Source organism: Marinobacter sp. B-21, assembly GCF_056857895.1.
On the sequence record NZ_JBSXNZ010000064.1, the window covers coordinates 106,186 to 122,797 of the forward strand.

Genomic DNA, 16,612 nt, shown 5'->3' on the forward strand with positions numbered 1-16,612 from the left:
AGAAACCGGTTTAAGAAAATTGGCCAGCTATCTGTAAAGCATAGCAAAACAGTTGAAAAGGTCATAACTTAATCAAATTAAATATCCGTACCCTCGTTCCCGGACGGATCTCATCACCGGCAGTTTCCATGAGCACCACGTCTACCTGTGACAAACCATCCCCGGAACTGGCTGATCTGCCAGCGCTAATCCGCCAGTGGGCAGCTGAGCTAGGCTTCTCCGATGTGGGCATCACAACGCCGGATACCGGTGAGCATGCAACTCATCTGCAAGACTGGCTTACCGAGGGATATCAGGGCGAAATGGATTACATGGCGCACCATGGCGACAAGCGTTATACGCCCACCTCGCTGGTGCCAGGCACCACCCGGGTCATCTCCGTGAGAATGGATTATCTCCCGGCGCCGGACAGCCCCCAAGATGCGCTCACTCACCGGGACAGAGCCTACGTTACCCGCTACGCACTGGGGCGTGATTACCACAAACTGATCCGCAAACGCCTGGCCCGGCTGGCAGGACGAATTGATGAGGCGCTGAACGGATACGACTACCGGGCCTTCGTGGACAGCGCGCCAGTGCTCGAGCGTGCCCTGGCCCAGAGAGCCGGCCTTGGCTGGATCGGCAAGAACAACATGCTGATTCACCCGAAAGCAGGCTCTTTCTTTTTCCTGGGAGAAATTTTTACCAGCGCTCCGCTGCCTGTTGACGCACCATTCGAGAAAGACCATTGCGGGAGCTGTTCAGCGTGCCTGGACGTGTGTCCCACCGATGCGTTTGTAGCTGCGCACAAGCTGGATGCGAGGCGCTGCATCAGCTATCTGACCATTGAGCTCAAAGGCAGCATTCCGGAAGAGCTGCGGGCCCTGATGGGCAACCGGGTTTTCGGATGTGATGACTGTCAGTTGGTCTGCCCGTGGCAGAAGTTCAGCAAACCAACGAAAGAGCGGGATTTCCAGCCCAGGCACGGGCTGGATAACACCGACCTGGCCGAGCTGTTCCTCTGGACCGAGGAACAGTTTTTGAAACGAACAGAAGGCTCTGCCATTCGCAGAACCGGCTATGAGGGCTGGCTTCGCAACCTGGCCGTTGGGCTGGGCAACGCACCCTCAACCATTCCGGTTATTGAAGCCCTGAAACAGCGCGCGGACCACCCTTCCGAAATGGTCCGTGAGCATGTCCAGTGGGCCCTGCGGCAGCACGACCTATAGCTTGAAGAAGTGTTCCCGGTAATGGCGCAGTTCGTTAATGGAGTCCCGGATGTCGTCCAAAGCGAGATGACTGCCTTTCTTTTTGACGCCGGCCAGCACATCTGGCCGCCAGCGGCGGGCTAACTCTTTAACGGTAGACACGTCCAGATTCCGGTAGTGGAAGAAGGCTTCCAGCTCTGGCATGTACTTGACCAGGAAACGTCGATCCTGGCCGATGCTGTTGCCGCACAGCGGTGACTGCCCCGCCTCAACGTGTTTTTTCAGAAACTCGATGGTCTGCTGCTCGGCTTCTGATTCGGAGATATCGCTTTCCTGAACACGCTTGGTAAGACCGCTTTCACCGTGCGTTCTGGTGCACCACTCATCCATGGCATCCAGAAAAGCATCTGGCTGATGGACAGCAATGACCGGACCTTCCGCTACTGTGTTCAGTTCCGAATCGGTGATAATTGTTGCCATTTCAATGATCCGCTCTTTTTCGGGGTCCAGGCCTGTCATTTCCAGATCGATCCAAACCAGGCGATCGCTATCTGCCATTATTTTCCCAGCCTTCTAGATTTAGGGGAGGCGGGGCTGGCATCGGCTTTCCGGAAACCGCTACAAGCACATCCATGTGCGCTTGACTCCGGCCATCCATGGCCTCCGACATTTCCGAAAAGCCGATGCCAGCCCCGCTCCGAAATTTGGAGATATGTCTTTATCGTCTTGGCAACGTCCAAGCCGAATAGGCACGATTCCAGTATGATGGCACACCACAGGCAAAACTTTCATCTGGTTATCCGGGACGTAAATGGCAAAACGGCGACTGAACAAACAGCAGCAATTCCGCATCAAGAGGGTCCAGGAAGAGCGAGCGGCCCGCGCGGCGCGCAAGGAAAGGAAGGTTCAGGAGCAGGCCGACGCTGGTGAGCTTGGGCCGGAGCAGGAAGGGTTAGTCATTGCTCACTATGGGCAACAGCTGGACGTGGAAGCACTGGAAGGTGAGCAAACCGGTGATGTAGTCCGGTGCTTTGTTCGAACCAACATTGACAGCCTGGTGACCGGTGACAAGGTTGTCTGGCGGCCGGGGAAAAATGAAACCGGCGTTATTGTTGCCCGCTGTGAGCGGCAGAATCTGCTGCAGCGGCCGGATAATTTTGGTGCCCTGAAGCCGGTGGCCGCAAACATTGATCATATTATTCTGGTGATAGCACCGGAGCCGGAGCCCCACGACAACCTGATTGACCGGTACCTGGTGGCCGCGGAAATCACAGATATTCCGGCGGTGATTCTGCTTAACAAGACGGATCTGCTTACCAACAGAAACCGGCAAAGCATTGATGCCCTGCTCCGGCGCTATGAAGCGCTGGGTTATGAGGTTGTGCGTACATCTGCAGCCGAATCTGGCGATCAGCCGTCATCGGAGGTTGAGGCCCTGGTCAAGGATCAGACCAGCGTGTTCGTCGGGCAGTCCGGCGTGGGCAAGTCGTCGATTATCCAGACGTTTATGCCGGGTGAGGCAATTCGCGTGGGCGCCGTATCGGAGAGTACTGGCAAGGGTGTGCACACGACCACAACGGCCAAGCTGTTCCATCTGCCGATGGGAGGGGATCTGATCGATTCGCCGGGTATCCGTGAGTTCGGCTTGTGGCACATGACACCGCAGGAGATCGAGCACGGGTTCCGGGAGATCCGGGACGTAATCGGTAACTGCAAATTCCGCAACTGCCGGCACATGGGGGATCCCGGCTGTGCGATTGACGCGGCGGCGGATCAGGGCAAGATCAGCCCGCAGCGGCTGAAAAGTTTCCACCGGATTCTTCAGGATATGTCGGAACAGCAGGCCCGCGGGCTGAAAGTGGACTAACGGATCCTGCCCTACCAGTTCAGCTCGCCCGGTGCCGGCTGTTCTTTTTCCTTGCGCCATTCCCCACTTTCAAGCCGCTCTCGGGCGGCTTCCTGCTCTGCTTCTGACGGGCGGGTAAGATCGATCAGGGGCTCATCGGTACGGCCCGCGCTGCTCTGGATGTTGTCTACGGTTTTCTTGTTCAGAACGATAATGGAAATGCGGCGGTTCACCGGCGCGGTCGGGTCTTCCTGATCGAACAGCACGGAGTCGCTCAGCCCTACCACCCGGGCAATCTGTTCCCCCCGAACCCCGCCAGCAACGAGCGCCCGGCGGGCTGTATTGGCGCGGTCAGCCGACAGCTCCCAGTTGGTGTAGCCCGGCCGGCCACTGAACGGTGCCGAATCGGTATGCCCTGTAATACTGAGTTTGTTATCGACGGAACCCAGCGTCTTGGCCAGTTCAAACAGGATATCCTGAGAGTAATATTTAAGCTCGGCGCGGCCGCTGTCGAACATGGGGCGGCCTGACCGGTCGACGATCTGGATGCGCAGGCCTTCATCGGTAATGTCGATCAACAGCTGGTCCTTGAATTCCTGCAGGGTTTCGTTCTGCTCGATGCGTTCTTTCAGCTCCTGGAATAACTCCTCCATACGACGCTGTTCGAGGGTTTCCGAGAGTTCGTCCACAACCTGGTCTTCGATCTGAATCTGGCTTGATTCGATATCGGGACTCGCCTCGTTTATGACCGAAGCGCTGCCTTCAAGGTCCACCGGGTTCGGTGAGCCACCCTCGGTAAATCCTACCGGATCACGAAAATAACCTTCCACGGCCAGCTTTTGTTCAGGAGACGCCGTCGCGGTCAGCCAGAGCACCAGGAAAAACGCCATCATTGCGGTAGCGAAATCGGCAAACGCAACTTTCCAGGAACCACCGTGGTGCCCGGCTGCGACAACCTTTTTGCGTTTGATGATGATCGGCTGTTCTTCCACGATTCGGCTCCGGAGATCAGTTGCAGGCGGTATTACTTGGAACGAACGTGATCGTTCAGTTCCTGAAACCCGGGACGCTTGTCCGTCGGCAATGCCTTGCGACCGAATTCAATCGCCATCTGGGGCGCCTGCCCGGACACTGTGGCTACGATGGCCGACCTTACGCATTCGTAGGCCTTGAGTTCGTATTTGGCGGCGTGTTCCATGGCAATGGACGTGGGGCCGACGAAGCCATAACCCATGAAGATACCGAGAAAGGTACCAACAAGCGCCGCGGCAACACTCAGGCCGATCTTCTCAGGCCCCTCGCTCATGAAGTTCATGGTGATGACAATGCCAAGAACCGCGGCAACAATCCCGAGGCCGGGCAGCGCGTCCGCAATCTTGTTGACGGCGTGCGCAGACTCTTCGATTTCGTGCTGGCGACTGTCGATCTCGTTTTCCATCATGCCTTCCAGCTCATGGGCCGCCATGTTGCCAGAGCTGATAATACGCAGGTAATCGGTAATAAATGCCTGCAATTCTTTTGACTTCATGATGGCAGGGTAACGACTGAAGATCTGGCTGGACTCGGGATTATCGATGTCTTCTTCTATTGCCATAACGCCCTGCTTCCGGGACTTGTCAAAAATCTCGTAAAGCAGGCTGAGAAGATCCATGTAGAACGATTTATTGTAGGGCGAACCGGTAAGCAGCTGAAAGCCGCGGCTAAACGTTTCCTTCAGGGTATGCATGGGGTTGGCAATAATGAATGACCCCAGAGCCGCGCCAAAAATGATCAGCACTTCTGTTGGCTGCCACAGCACCATGAGGTTGCCGCCATGGAGAACAAAGCCAGTAAATACACTGGCAATAACAATAACCGCACCGATGATCAGTAACATGGTAACTAAGCACGCCTTATGTTCTTGGTTATCGGCCGGAGCCGGAAGTCTTCACGCAAAAGGTGCCCTGATAATAGCAAGCCCCCCACAGAACCGCGAAGCCACGAAACAATTTCTATACAGGTCGCAGTCTTTGTTAAACTTCGCGCCTTTGAGCGCAAAGGATCACTATTCATGTTCGACAAGCTTTTTGTTCTGAGCCAGTACATCGCCCCGCAACGGGCGATTTCCCACCTGGCCGGTCGTCTGGCCGACGATGACCGTTCCCCCGCGCTCAAGAACCGGGTGATCCATTGGTTTATCGGCCGCTACGGGGTAGACATGAGCGAAGCCGCCGAGCCGGATCCGGAAGCCTACCCGAGCTTCAACGCTTTCTTCACCCGGGCACTGAAACCGGGTATCCGACCACTGGCCGAAGGTGAAGAAACGCTGGTCAGCCCTGTTGATGGCGTGATCAGCCAGCTCGGCCAGGTAACTGGCGACCGGATATTCCAGGCCAAGGGCCAGTCCTTCAGCCTGAGCGAGCTGCTCGGCGGAATTGAGAAAACCACCGCGCCGTTTGCCGGGGGCGAATTTTCGACCATCTACCTCTCGCCCAAGGATTACCACCGGATCCACATGCCCATGGCCGGCACCCTTCGGGCGATGATCCACATTCCGGGCAAGCTGTTCTCGGTAAACCCCGTGACCGCTGAAAACGTTCCCAACCTGTTTGCCCGCAATGAGCGCGTTGCCTGCATCTTCGACACTGACGCAGGCCCCATGGCCCTGGTACTTGTGGGCGCCATGATTGTCGGCAGCGTGGAAACCCGCTGGGCTGGCGTGGTGGTACCGAGCAGCAAAGAGGTTACCGCAACCCGTTATGAAGGCGACCAGGCCCTGACGTTTGCCAAGGGTGAGGAAATGGGCCGCTTCCGGTTGGGCTCGACCGTGATCATGGTAATACCCAAGGGTGCAGTCAGTTGGAACAGTGATCAGATCGCCGGCAAGACCGTGCGCATGGGCGAGGCCTTTGGCACACTATCCCGGACACACTCTCCCGTGTAGGAGAACGGCTTTCCGAATCATGCCCGCTCAAACGGAAATGCCAGCACCTCACGTATGTCCCCGGCGCCCAACTTGATCATCAGCAGGCGATCCAGCCCGAGCGCCACCCCGGAACACTCGGGCAGCCCCAGCCCGAGGGCTGCAAGAAAAGCCTCATCCAGCGCCATTTCCGGCTTCCCGGACCTTCGGCGCTGCTCATTATCCGCTTCAAAGCGGCGACGCTGTTCCCGTGGATCCGTCAGCTCCCAGTAGCCGTTGCAAAGCTCAAGGCCATTTATGTAAAGCTCGAACCGGTGCGCGGTTTCATGGCCTTCCGACACGGAGACACGAGCCAGGGAGGCCTGAGCGGCCGGATAGCCAGTTATGAATACCGGCCGTTGCGTACCAAGGTTCGGTTCAACCGCAAAACTCATCAGCAGGTCCAGGCAGCCATCGCGCCCCAGGTCCGCCAGCTGTTCCGGTTCCAGCCACTGCTCGCAGCGACGCATCAGCTCGCGGTCCGTGGCCTCAAAGGGGTCGATATTTGCCCACCATCCCATCGCGTCCCTGTAACGGATGACCTCCGGCGGCCGGCAACCAAGCCAGCCACATACAAGGTCTGAAACCTCGGCCATCAATGCCACGTCGTCAAACCCTTCGCGATACCATTCCAGCATGGAGAACTCAGGGTTATGGCGTCGCCCCAGCTCGCCATTACGGAACACCCGGGAAACCTGATAAACCGAGCCGTAGCCCGCAGCCAGCAGGCGCTTCATGTGGTATTCAGGGGAGGTCTGTAGCCAGCCGCCAGTTCGGGCGCCGGCGGATACGTGCGCCTGAATGCCGTCCAGATTCGGATCGGTGACACCATGCTGCCCGAGAATCGGTGTTTCAACCTCCAACACCCCTCTTTGCGCAAAAAAGCCGCGCACAAACCCCAGTTGTTGTGCACGGCTTTTCAGGGCAGCCTGCGAGGCAGAGGGCTGCCAGACAGGTTCTTTGGTCATGTCAGGATTAACTGCTCTTGACCCGGTTGACGTACTCTCCGGAGCGCGTATCAACCTTGAGTACTTCACCGGTGGTGATAAACAGCGGCACATTGACCACGGCACCGGTTGAGAGGGTTGCCGGCTTGGAGCCACCCTGTGCCGTGTCGCCCTTCATGCCCGGATCGGTATCGACCACTTCGAGCTCAACGAAATTGGGTGGCGTAACCGACAGCGGCGCACCGTTATACAGGGTCACTGTGTAGACATCCTGCTCTTTCAGCCACTTCAGGGTGTCACCAACGGCCTTGGCATCAGCCGGGTACTGCTCGAAGGAGCCATCAGTAAGCATGAAATGCCAGAATTCCCCGTCGGTGTAGAGGTATTCCATATCCTGATCAATCACATCTGCCGCTTCCAGGCTTTCACCGGATTTGAAGGTGCGTTCCCAGACACGATTGGTCATGAGGTTACGCAGCTTGACGCGGTTAAAGGCCTGCCCCTTTCCGGGTTTTACGAACTCGTTCTCGAGCATGATGCAGGGGTCGCCATCAAGCAAAACCTTGAGACCACTGCGAAATTCGTTGGTAGAATATGAAGCCATGAAATGTCCACCTGACAAAATGCTGTTTAAAATTCAAAGGTCGCTATGATACAGCGAACCCCCGCCCATATAGAAGCCCACCTTTCTGACCAGGAGCAACGCAGCTGGCAGCAACTGCTCTCGGAGTCGGTCACATCGCCTGAAGAGCTGCTCCGGCGCCTGGGACTTCCTGACGAGCCGTGGCTTTCCGGCGCACGGCGGGGCCACCGGCTGTTTCCGATCCGGGTGCCGGAACCGTTCCTGGCCCGAATGGAAAAAGGCAACCCGGCCGACCCGCTGCTCAGGCAGGTGCTGCCACTTGAGGAGGAAACCGGCCATGTGCCGGGCTTTGTCAGCGATCCTCTGCAGGAGGCGGGCGCCATTCCGACCACCGGGCTGATCCGCAAATACCGCAGCCGGGCGTTGCTCATGGTCACCGGCCAGTGCGCGATCAACTGCCGGTACTGCTTTCGGCGGCACTTCCCCTATAACGAACAGCGTCTGAACCCGGAAGACCGACAACGTGTTATCGACACCCTGGCGGCCAGCCCTGAGGTGAACGAGGTCATTTTCAGTGGTGGCGATCCGCTGGCGGTCAATGACCGGCTCCTCGCCCAGTGGGCATCAGCGATCAGTGGCATACCTCACATTCGCCGCCTGCGTCTGCATACCCGCCTGCCCGTGGTGATTCCCCAGAGGGTTTGCGATGAGTTGCTGAAGTGGCTGTCAACAACGCCCCTGCAGGTGATTATTGTCCTGCACATCAACCACCCGGCGGAAATTGATCCCCCAACCCGCCGGGCATTGGGCTATCTGAGGGCAGCCGGTGCCACGTTGTTGAACCAGAGCGTTATCCTCCGGGGCGTGAATGATGACGCTTCTGTCCTTGAAGCCCTGAGCGAGGCCCTGTTCAATGCAGGTGTGCTACCCTATTATCTCCACGCCTTCGACCCGGTGGCCGGTGCGCACCATTACAATGTGCCCGATCAGGAGGCGAAGGAGCTAATGCATGAACTGCTGGGAAGGCTGCCCGGGTTCCTGGTGCCAAAGCTTGTACGTGAAGAGCCAGGAAAGGATAGCAAGACCCCGATCAACCTGTTTCCGTGACACGGTTCGCAAAAAAGGCCTCAAAATCACTTGTCAAAGATTGTCAACTCGTGATCTTCTCGCTTTTTGAAACTGGCTTGCTACTTTAAAGTCCAGTAACGTTTAACAATAAAACATGTATTTACGGCGTTTTCCTGGCAGGCCGGCGGACAACGACCAACCGCCAGCCGAGCAGGCCCAACCCCGGAATACCACCTGTGCTCCCGATAGTGGCATGAACTCATGGAAGGTATGACCCTGAAACCCGATCTCCGCGTTCCCGAACAGAAAACGGCCAGCCTGTCGTTCTGTGACACAACGCCCAAAGCATTCCGGGTCTGGACGGACCAACTGCCGATGGCCAATATCGGCGAGGTATCGCGGCAGCTCTACCATGCCATCATTGAACTGAATCATCTGTTCCTGGCGCCGCAACCACGGATGCAGTTTCTGGAAGTTATCCGTGAGAAAATACACTTCGTCTGCAACGAACTCTCGCGACACTATCTGGGTCTTGCCGTCGCGCTTCCCGAAAAACAACGGAAAATCGCCAACCTGTCACAGGCACTGCAGTTACATCTGGCGGGTGGGTACAAGCTGTGCGTTCTCGAGTTCATTGACAACGGCGGGCTGGAAAAAAATCGCAGGCAGATTGCCAACGCCACTCACAGAGCCATTTACGAACTGGCAGCAACCATTCTGAGATCGCACCAGCTTTACTGCCCCAGCCCGGCCCGGAGCTGGCTCGAATGCCACCGCCTGTTCCGCTTCGCCTACCGCAACAAACTGTCCGTCATGCAGGTTGAAGACGACACCCTGCAACACCGCCGCACCAGTTCCGTTGCCGACAGCTATAAACGCATTCTGCTGCTCGGCTGTGCCCGGCCAAACCAACTCAGGCAGTCAGAGCTTCTCCAGGTGTACGAGTTATTCGAGTCCTGGACAGATCACACACGTTGCGGGCCGGACATCGGCGATGACAGCCTGTTCGTCGTCAATATGGAAACGGATAATCCGCCGTTCTATCGCAGCCTGCTTGACAGGAACCCGGGCGATGACAGCTTCGGTTTCGACACCCGCGAGTTATCGTCCATGCTTTCGGACACACTGCATGCCCGCCGGGAACACAAAGAAACCGACCATGAGCTGACGGTTCCGGCGAAAGTCAGCGATACCCTGCTTACGCATCTCAGCCAGGCGCTGGGCATTCTGGCGAAAAGAAACTTCAACCGTATTGCCAGCCAGGGATCCCTGGAAGTCTGCGTGGGCCTGACGGCCGCGCACTATTTTATTGCCGGCGAGAAAACCTTCACCGAATTCGTGAACGGCAATGACAGTAGTCATCAAGACGAGGAGAACCCGTTCATCCGTGCCTCGCGACAGAAGCAGGACGCCTGGTCGGGCGCCCATGATGCCGAGCCAGGCGACGACAGACTGCTTTCGGCCGACACCCCGATTAACTTCCGCGGCAGGTACGGCAACGCTCAGGGTCCTGGTATTGACAAAAACCGCCCAAAATCGCACCACTCTTTTCTGATAAACACGAGCCCGGGCGGTTACTGCGTCGCCTGGGAGAGCAACGTGCCCCCCTCGCTTCAGGCCGGCGAGGTGCTCGGAGTCCGGGAGCAGAAAAGCCACCCCTGGAGCGTCGCGGTTGTTCGCTGGATTCGCCAGATCAAAAACCACGGCACTCAGGTGGGCATAGAGCTTCTTGCGCCCAGCGCTTCGCCCTGCGGCGTTCGCCTGATCCAGAAAGTAGGCAACAGCAGCGAATATCTCCGGGGCCTGCTATTGCCAGAAATCAGCGTGGTGAATCAGTCGGCTACTCTGATTACACCAAGGTTGCCGTTCCAGTCAGGCAGCCGGATTTCATTACTCCACGACGGTCGGGAGGACCAGGGGCAGCTGTCGCGCAAAGTATCTTCCACAGGCAGCATTAGCCAGTTTGAACTCAAGTTACAGAATGCCTCAGCACTGGCCACCGGCACACCGGTGGCATCATCCCGAGCCAGTGAGGATGAGTTCGACTCCCTCTGGCCATCGTTATAATGTTGCTAAACTGAGACGCCGGACCCCGGAGAGGGTTGTTATTGAACCGCAACCCCTGCATCATTCAGCGATAGTGAATGACCGGCCTTGCGACACCCGCAAACCGTTGACTGCAAGTTACTGTATTCAAACAGATCGCAGACTGCTGACGGTGGCCGCCTCCGCCAATGTGTATCACGAGACGTCTTACGAATGCAGAAAAAGAACGCGACCGTACACCTGCTGATTCTTGACCCATCTCAAAACGATGCCGAATCGCTGGTCAGCCTGCTCCGTAACTCAGGCAAGGCCACCAGGGCCCATCGCATCACTTCCGAGGAAGACCTCGAAGAAACCCTGAAAGCGGGTAACTGGGACCTGCTCCTGGCCCGTGATCTGGACCAGGAATTTTCGGCCGACGATGCGCTGGCGATGATCCGCCGGATGGACAAGGACATTCCGTTTATTCTGCTGACCGAGCAGGAAAGTCGCGAACGTACGGTAGCGATGATGAAGGCCGGCGCACAGGACACCGTACCGTTTGAGTACACGGATCTCCTGGTGCTGGTGGTTAACCGCGAACTGGCAGCCCTTGGTGAACGTCGCCGGCGCCGGGTGCTGGAATCCCACCTCAGGGAGGCGGAACAGCGCTGCCAGTTACTGCTCGAGAGCTCCAAGGACGCGATCGCCTACATTAATGATGGCATGCACATCTATGCCAATCAGTCCTATATGGAGTTTCTTGGCTACGACGATATCGATGACCTTATCTGCATCCCGGTACTGGACACCCTTACCCCGGAAAGTCAGGACAAGTACAAGGAGTTCATGAAGTCCTTCGCTGAAAAGGGCGAAGATGGCATGACCATGAACTGCACGGCATGCCGCAGTGACGACCACGAACTGAACGTCACCATGTCGGTTTCCGCGGCAACTTATGATGGTGAGGCCTGCACCCAGATTGTGCTGCAACCGGAGCACAGCGATGCGGAACTCGAAGAAAAACTGCGCCAGATCAGCAGCCAGGATCTGCTGACCGGTCTTTATAACCGTCAGTACCTGATGGATGCACTCGCCGAAGCGATTTCCAATGCCGGCAAGAACAACGAAACCGGTGCGCTTGCCTATATCGCCCTGGACAACTTCATGAACATGAAGAGCCAGGTGGGCATATCCGGCGCGGACCTGCTACTTGGCGATCTGGCTAACCTGCTCAAGGAGCAGGCCGGAGACGACCTGGCCCTCGCCAGACTGAGTGACGATGCCTTCAGCCTCCTGTGCCAGCCCTGCGATGAAAAAGCCATGACTGATCACGCCGAGCGTATCCGCAAGGCAGTTGAAGACCACCTGTTTGATATCAATGGCCGCACCGTTCAACTCACCGTGAGTATCGGGGTTGCCGCGATTACCGAGAACTCGCCAAAGGCCGAGGAGTTGATGGCCCGGGCCCACATGGCGTCCGCTGAAGTCCGCAAACTGGAAGGCCATGCCCAGGGCAACGGTGTCGTAGCCTATAACCCGGCGGACTTTGAAACACTGGATGAGAGCAATTCGGTGGAGGCCATTCAGAAAGCCCTGGAAGAGAACCGCTTCCGCCTTCTGTTCCAGCCTATCATTAACCTGCGTGGAGAAGGCGAGGAGCATTACGAAGCTTTCGTGCGGATGCTCGACAAGGACGATAAGGAAGTCTCACCCTATGATTTCCTGCCGCCGATGGGACCGAGCGACACCGCCATCAAGATCGACCGCTGGGTAATCCTTCAAACTATCAGGCAGCTTTCCAGCCACCGCTCCCGGGGTCACGATACCCGCCTGTTCCTGAACGTAACCGCGGAAACACTGCAGGACCAAACCTTCACCCCCTGGCTCAGCGTCGCCCTGAAGGCAGCGCGGTTGCCGGGTGATTCACTGATTTTCCAGATCCGCGAAGGCGATGCCAACAACTACATGAAACAGGCCAGGGACTTCACCAAAGCCGTTCATGAACTCCACTGCAAGGTTTCCATCGGCCAGTTTGGCTGTGCCCTCAACCCGTTCAACACGCTCAAACATATCGATACAGACTATGTGAAGATTGATGGCTCCTTTACGGAGGAAATCCAGAAGAGCGATGAAGCCAGGGAACGGGTGAAGGAGATGGTCAAAAGCCTGCAGAATAACGGAAAGCTGACGATCATACCGCTGGTGGAAAATGCGGGTGTTCTCGCCACTCTCTGGCAGGCAGGTGTTAACTACATCCAGGGCTACTACCTGCAGGCCCCGGTTCCGGAAATGAACTACGACTTCGGCGACAACTGAGCCGGAACGGCTCAGAAGTCTGCCTGATCGAGCCCCTGATTGGTTTCGCTTTCCCGGAAACCAATCAGGTAGAGGATCGCATCCAGCCCGAGTGTCGAGATGGAGTGACGGGCCGATTCCTTAACCAGGGGCTTGGCCCGGAACGCAACACCCAGCCCGGCCTGGCTCAGCATCGGAAGGTCGTTGGCGCCATCGCCCACCGCAATAACCTGCTCCCTGGAGATGTGCTCTTTTTCGGCAATTTCCAGCAGCAGTTCGGCTTTGCGCTTGCCATCGACAATCTGCCCGGCGACCCGGCCGGTCACCTTACCGTTCTCGATTTCCAGCTCGTTGGCATAGATGTAGTCGATCCCCAGCTTGCGCTGCAGATGGCGGGCGAAATAGCTAAACCCGCCAGACAGAATCGCGGTCCGATAACCCAGGGCCTTGAGGCTGAGAATGAGGTGCTCCGCCCCTTCGGTCATGCGCAAACGATTGGCAATACCTTCCAGTACTGATTCATCCAGTCCCTTGAGCAGCGCCAGGCGCTCGGCAAAGCTCTGGCTGAAATCCAGCTCGCCCTGCATGGCCCTTTCGGTAATTTCCGCCACCTGCGCCCCCACTCCCGCTTCCATGGCCAGCTCATCGATCACCTCGGCTTCGATCAGGGTGGAATCCATATCGAAGACCACCAGACGGCGGTTGCGCCGGAAAATCGAATCCTCCTGGAAGGCGATATCCACATTCATTTCACCGGCAATATGGAGGAAGTCCGCGCGCAATTGCTCAAGGTCCGAAGGCGTGCCACGAACCGAGAACTCCACGCAGGCGATCCGGTTATCGGAGGCGTTCAGTGATGGCCTCGCAGAAAGCCTGGAGATGTTGTCGATGTTCAGCCCATGGCGAGCTGTAATGGCGGATACCCGGGCGATCTGCTCGGCCTTGATGTCCCGGGAAAGCAGGGTCACGATGTAACAGGCGCGATTCCGGGCCGCAGCCCAGGACTGGTATTCCTCAACGGTGATCGGCGCAAACCGGACTTGCAGATCAAGGGCGTGGAGCCGGAACAGCAGGTCCCGGATGACCGGTGAGGATTTGGATTCATCCGGAATATCGATCAGGATGCCCCAGGTGAGATGATCGTGAATCACCGCCTGGCCGATATCGAGAATCCGCACATCATAGCGCCCCATGATGCCGGTGATTTCCGATGTGAGGCCGGGCTTGTCCCGCCCGGAAACATTGATCAGTACCAGTTCACTCACGTTCGGCCCCCTCACTTTCGGAACTCGCCTCTTCCTGAGCCCGGGCGGCGGAAGGAATCACCTCAATGGCGTCGACCCGCTGCAGGCCCCGGGGCAGTTTGTGGCCACGACGCCCACGCTCACCGAGATAATGCTCGAGGTCGCTGAATTGCAGCCCCATCTTGCGTTTTCCGGCCCGGATCTCGAGCTGGTCATCCTCGGCGAATACCGCAATCGAGACCACGTATTCTTCCCGGTTCTGAACCCGTGCAGACGGTATACTGATGATCTTGTTACCCTTGCCCTTGGCCAGTTCCGGCAACTCGCTCAGCGGGAACACCAGCATTCGCCCCTCGTTAGACACAGCCCCCAGATACAGCGTTTTTCCGGTGGCCGGTATGACAACAGGAGGCAGGATCTTCGCGCCCCTGGGGACACTCACCACCGCTTTGCCGTTGCGGTTTTTGCTGATCATGTCGTTCAGTGACGTCACGAAACCATAGCCGCCGTCAGTGACCAACAAGGTCTTGCGAGACGGATCTCCCATCAATAGTCCCGAGAACGTGGCACCAGAAGGCGGATTGATCCGGCCGGTTAAAGGCTCGCCTTGCCCCCTGGCCGACGGCAGGCTATGGGCCATCAGCGAATAGGCGCGTCCGGTGGAATCCAGGAAGATCGCCTGCTGGTTGGTTCGCCCTCTGGCCGCCAGCGCAAATCGGTCGCCGGCCTTGTAACTCAGGCCTTCGGGCTCGATGTCGTGGCCCTTTGCGGCGCGAACCCAGCCTTTATCAGACAGCACCACTGTGACCGGGTCATTCGAGATCAGATCCACTTCACTGAAGGCGCGGGCTTCCTCTCGCTCGACAATCGGAGAGCGACGGTCGTCACCAAAGTTTTCGGCGTCCGCCTTCAATTCGTTCTTGATCAGTTCCCGCAGACGATCTTCGGAGCCAAGAATCGACTGAAGTTCATCCCGCTCCGCTGACAGCTCATCCTGCTCACCGCGGATTTTCATCTCCTCAAGCTTGGCCAAATGACGAAGCTTCAGTTCGAGGATGGCCTCGGCCTGGTCTGCAGACAACCCGAAGCGGGCCATCAACTCGGCCTTGGGCTTATCTTCGTTGCGGATGATCTCAATAACCTCATCAATATTGAGATAGGCAATCAGCAGGCCTTCGAGGAGGTGCAGACGCGCCAGGACTTTCTCAAGACGATGCTCGAGACGACGGATAACGGTGGCCCTGCGGAATGTCAGCCATTCCGTCAGAATCTGATGCAGGCCCTTAACGCCCGGCCTGCCATCATTGCCGATCACATTGATGTTCACCCGATAGGTCTTCTCAAGATCCGTGCTGGCAAACAGGTGTGCCATCAGGCCATCGAGATCTACCCGGTTGGAGCGGGGCACAACGACCAGACGGGTCGGATTTTCGTGGTCCGATTCATCGCGGAGGTCTGCCACCATCGGCAGTTTTTTGGTCTGCATCTGATGGGCAATCTGCTCCAGTACCCGGGCGCCGGACACCTGATGCGGCAGATCCGTCACCACAATTTCGCCGCTTTCACGAATCCAGCGGGCACGCATGCGAAGCGAACCGCGGCCGGTTTCGTACATCTGCCGGATATCCTTGCGTGGGGTAATAATTTCTGCATAGGTGGGGAAATCCGGCCCCTTGATGTGTTCGCAGAGCTCATCAACGGTTGCATCGGGCTGATCCAGCAAACGGATGCAGGCGGCGGTGACTTCCCGCACGTTGTGGGGCGGAATATCGGTGGCCATACCAACGGCAATGCCGGTAGTGCCGTTCAGGAGCACGTGAGGGAGCCTGGCAGGCAGCACCGAGGGCTCATCCATGGTGCCATCGAAATTGGGCACCCAGTCCACCGTGCCCTGGGCAAGCTCGCCCAGCAGCGCTTCGGCAAAAGGCGCCAGACGGGATTCGGTGTAACGCATGGCGGCAAACGATTTGGGATCATCCGGCGAACCCCAGTTGCCCTGCCCGTCTACCAGTGGATAACGATAGGAGAACGGCTGCGCCATCAGCACCATGGCTTCATAACAGGCGCTGTCACCATGGGGGTGGAACTTGCCCAACACGTCACCCACAGTTCGGGCAGACTTCTTGTACTTGGACGTGGATTTCAGCCCCAGCTCGGACATCGCGTAGACAATCCGACGCTGTACCGGTTTCAGCCCGTCACCAACATTGGGAAGCGCCCGGTCAAGAATGACGTACATGGAATAGTCGAGATAGGCCTTTTCCGTGTAATCCCGGAGCGATACCCGCTCAAAGCCTTCATCCGTTGTCTGAAACTCTGGCATGGATGCCTCTTTTGCCTGTATTGCCTGATTTGAATAACGCCAGTGATGCTACTCCCTGCGCCTGAAATAATCACCGGCGCGAGGGAGGCCACATTATATGGAGCGCAGCGCCGATACACCAACAACCTGCGGATTTATTGGCCAAAACCG

The 16,612-nt window shown here is 57.4% G+C and carries 13 protein-coding genes; 6 read left to right on the forward strand and 7 right to left on the reverse strand.

The window, feature by feature from the left end; translation table 11 throughout:
• Window positions 1–128: 128 nt before the first annotated feature.
• Window positions 129–1,208, forward strand: coding sequence for a tRNA epoxyqueuosine(34) reductase QueG (gene queG / locus AC13C0_RS07505; RefSeq protein WP_482954214.1), 1,080 nt, complete (start codon window positions 129–131; stop codon window positions 1,206–1,208).
• On the opposite strand, the gene orn is transcribed toward queG, so the two are convergent.
• Window positions 1,203–1,745: an oligoribonuclease gene (gene orn / locus AC13C0_RS07510; protein ID WP_341582412.1), complete on the reverse strand. Its 543-nt coding sequence runs from the start codon at window positions 1,743–1,745 to the stop codon at window positions 1,203–1,205. The two genes, queG and orn, sit on opposite strands and share 6 nt — an antisense overlap.
• A gap of 253 nt (window positions 1,746–1,998) precedes the next feature.
• Here orn and rsgA point away from each other — a divergent pair, with 253 nt between their 5' ends.
• Window positions 1,999–3,054 carry a small ribosomal subunit biogenesis GTPase RsgA gene (gene rsgA / locus AC13C0_RS07515; protein ID WP_482954215.1) on the forward strand — a complete coding sequence of 352 codons (1,056 nt, stop codon included), beginning with the start codon at window positions 1,999–2,001 and terminating at the stop codon, window positions 3,052–3,054.
• An 11-nt stretch (window positions 3,055–3,065) separates the two neighbouring features.
• Here the strand turns inward: rsgA and motB are convergent, their stop codons facing one another.
• Window positions 3,066–4,025 (reverse strand): flagellar motor protein MotB, encoded by a 960-nt coding sequence (motB, locus tag AC13C0_RS07520; RefSeq protein WP_117617830.1) that lies wholly within the window; start codon window positions 4,023–4,025, stop codon window positions 3,066–3,068.
• 32 nt (window positions 4,026–4,057) lie between these two features.
• Window positions 4,058–4,909: a flagellar motor stator protein MotA gene (gene motA, locus AC13C0_RS07525; RefSeq protein WP_117617831.1), complete on the reverse strand. Its 852-nt coding sequence runs from the start codon at window positions 4,907–4,909 to the stop codon at window positions 4,058–4,060.
• A gap of 174 nt (window positions 4,910–5,083) precedes the next feature.
• Between motA and asd the strand changes: the two genes are divergently transcribed.
• The gene (gene asd / locus AC13C0_RS07530; protein ID WP_482954216.1) at window positions 5,084–5,956 is read left to right on the forward strand and encodes an archaetidylserine decarboxylase; all 873 of its coding nucleotides are present in this window, start codon (window positions 5,084–5,086) and stop codon (window positions 5,954–5,956) included.
• Window positions 5,957–5,973: 17 nt separating this feature from the next.
• Here the strand turns inward: asd and epmA are convergent, their stop codons facing one another.
• The gene (epmA, locus tag AC13C0_RS07535) at window positions 5,974–6,942 is read right to left on the reverse strand and encodes an EF-P lysine aminoacylase EpmA (RefSeq protein ID WP_482954217.1); all 969 of its coding nucleotides are present in this window, start codon (window positions 6,940–6,942) and stop codon (window positions 5,974–5,976) included.
• Window positions 6,943–6,949: 7 nt separating this feature from the next.
• Window positions 6,950–7,525 carry an elongation factor P gene (gene efp / locus AC13C0_RS07540; RefSeq protein ID WP_117617834.1) on the reverse strand — a complete coding sequence of 192 codons (576 nt, stop codon included), beginning with the start codon at window positions 7,523–7,525 and terminating at the stop codon, window positions 6,950–6,952.
• A 45-nt stretch (window positions 7,526–7,570) separates the two neighbouring features.
• Between efp and epmB the strand changes: the two genes are divergently transcribed.
• The 3 genes from epmB to AC13C0_RS07555 all read left to right on the forward strand — a co-directional run bounded on the left by epmB (window position 7,571) and on the right by AC13C0_RS07555 (window position 12,916).
• Window positions 7,571–8,611, forward strand: a complete 1,041-nt coding sequence (epmB, locus tag AC13C0_RS07545; protein ID WP_482954218.1) for an EF-P beta-lysylation protein EpmB — start codon at window positions 7,571–7,573, stop codon at window positions 8,609–8,611.
• A gap of 222 nt (window positions 8,612–8,833) precedes the next feature.
• Window positions 8,834–10,639, forward strand: a complete 1,806-nt coding sequence (locus tag AC13C0_RS07550; protein WP_482954219.1) for a GTPase — start codon at window positions 8,834–8,836, stop codon at window positions 10,637–10,639.
• 192 nt (window positions 10,640–10,831) lie between these two features.
• The gene (locus tag AC13C0_RS07555) at window positions 10,832–12,916 is read left to right on the forward strand and encodes an EAL domain-containing protein (protein WP_482954220.1); all 2,085 of its coding nucleotides are present in this window, start codon (window positions 10,832–10,834) and stop codon (window positions 12,914–12,916) included.
• An 11-nt stretch (window positions 12,917–12,927) separates the two neighbouring features.
• Here the strand turns inward: AC13C0_RS07555 and serB are convergent, their stop codons facing one another.
• Both serB and parC read right to left on the reverse strand, forming a co-directional pair.
• Window positions 12,928–14,160: a phosphoserine phosphatase SerB gene (gene serB, locus AC13C0_RS07560; protein WP_482954221.1), complete on the reverse strand. Its 1,233-nt coding sequence runs from the start codon at window positions 14,158–14,160 to the stop codon at window positions 12,928–12,930.
• A complete protein-coding gene (parC, locus tag AC13C0_RS07565; RefSeq protein ID WP_482954222.1) occupies window positions 14,153–16,462 on the reverse strand; it encodes a DNA topoisomerase IV subunit A in 2,310 nt (769 codons plus the stop codon). The genes serB and parC overlap by 8 nt, the downstream gene beginning before the upstream one ends.
• Between the last annotated feature and the right edge of the window lie 150 nt (window positions 16,463–16,612).

Bases quoted from the DNA above. Each gene is read 5' to 3' on its own strand.
- epmA (WP_482954217.1), bottom strand. From the start codon at position 6,942: ATGACCAAAGAACCTGTCTGGCAGCCCTCTGCCTCGCAGGCTGCCCTG.
- rsgA (WP_482954215.1), top strand. From the start codon at position 1,999: ATGGCAAAACGGCGACTGAACAAACAGCAGCAATTCCGCATCAAGAGG.
- parC (WP_482954222.1), bottom strand. From the start codon at position 16,462: ATGCCAGAGTTTCAGACAACGGATGAAGGCTTTGAGCGGGTATCGCTC.
- queG (WP_482954214.1), top strand. From the start codon at position 129: ATGAGCACCACGTCTACCTGTGACAAACCATCCCCGGAACTGGCTGAT.
- AC13C0_RS07555 (WP_482954220.1), top strand. From the start codon at position 10,832: ATGCAGAAAAAGAACGCGACCGTACACCTGCTGATTCTTGACCCATCT.
- efp (WP_117617834.1), bottom strand. From the start codon at position 7,525: ATGGCTTCATATTCTACCAACGAATTTCGCAGTGGTCTCAAGGTTTTG.
- asd (WP_482954216.1), top strand. From the start codon at position 5,084: ATGTTCGACAAGCTTTTTGTTCTGAGCCAGTACATCGCCCCGCAACGG.
- AC13C0_RS07550 (WP_482954219.1), top strand. From the start codon at position 8,834: ATGGAAGGTATGACCCTGAAACCCGATCTCCGCGTTCCCGAACAGAAA.
- epmB (WP_482954218.1), top strand. From the start codon at position 7,571: ATGATACAGCGAACCCCCGCCCATATAGAAGCCCACCTTTCTGACCAG.
- orn (WP_341582412.1), bottom strand. From the start codon at position 1,745: ATGGCAGATAGCGATCGCCTGGTTTGGATCGATCTGGAAATGACAGGC.
- motA (WP_117617831.1), bottom strand. From the start codon at position 4,909: ATGTTACTGATCATCGGTGCGGTTATTGTTATTGCCAGTGTATTTACT.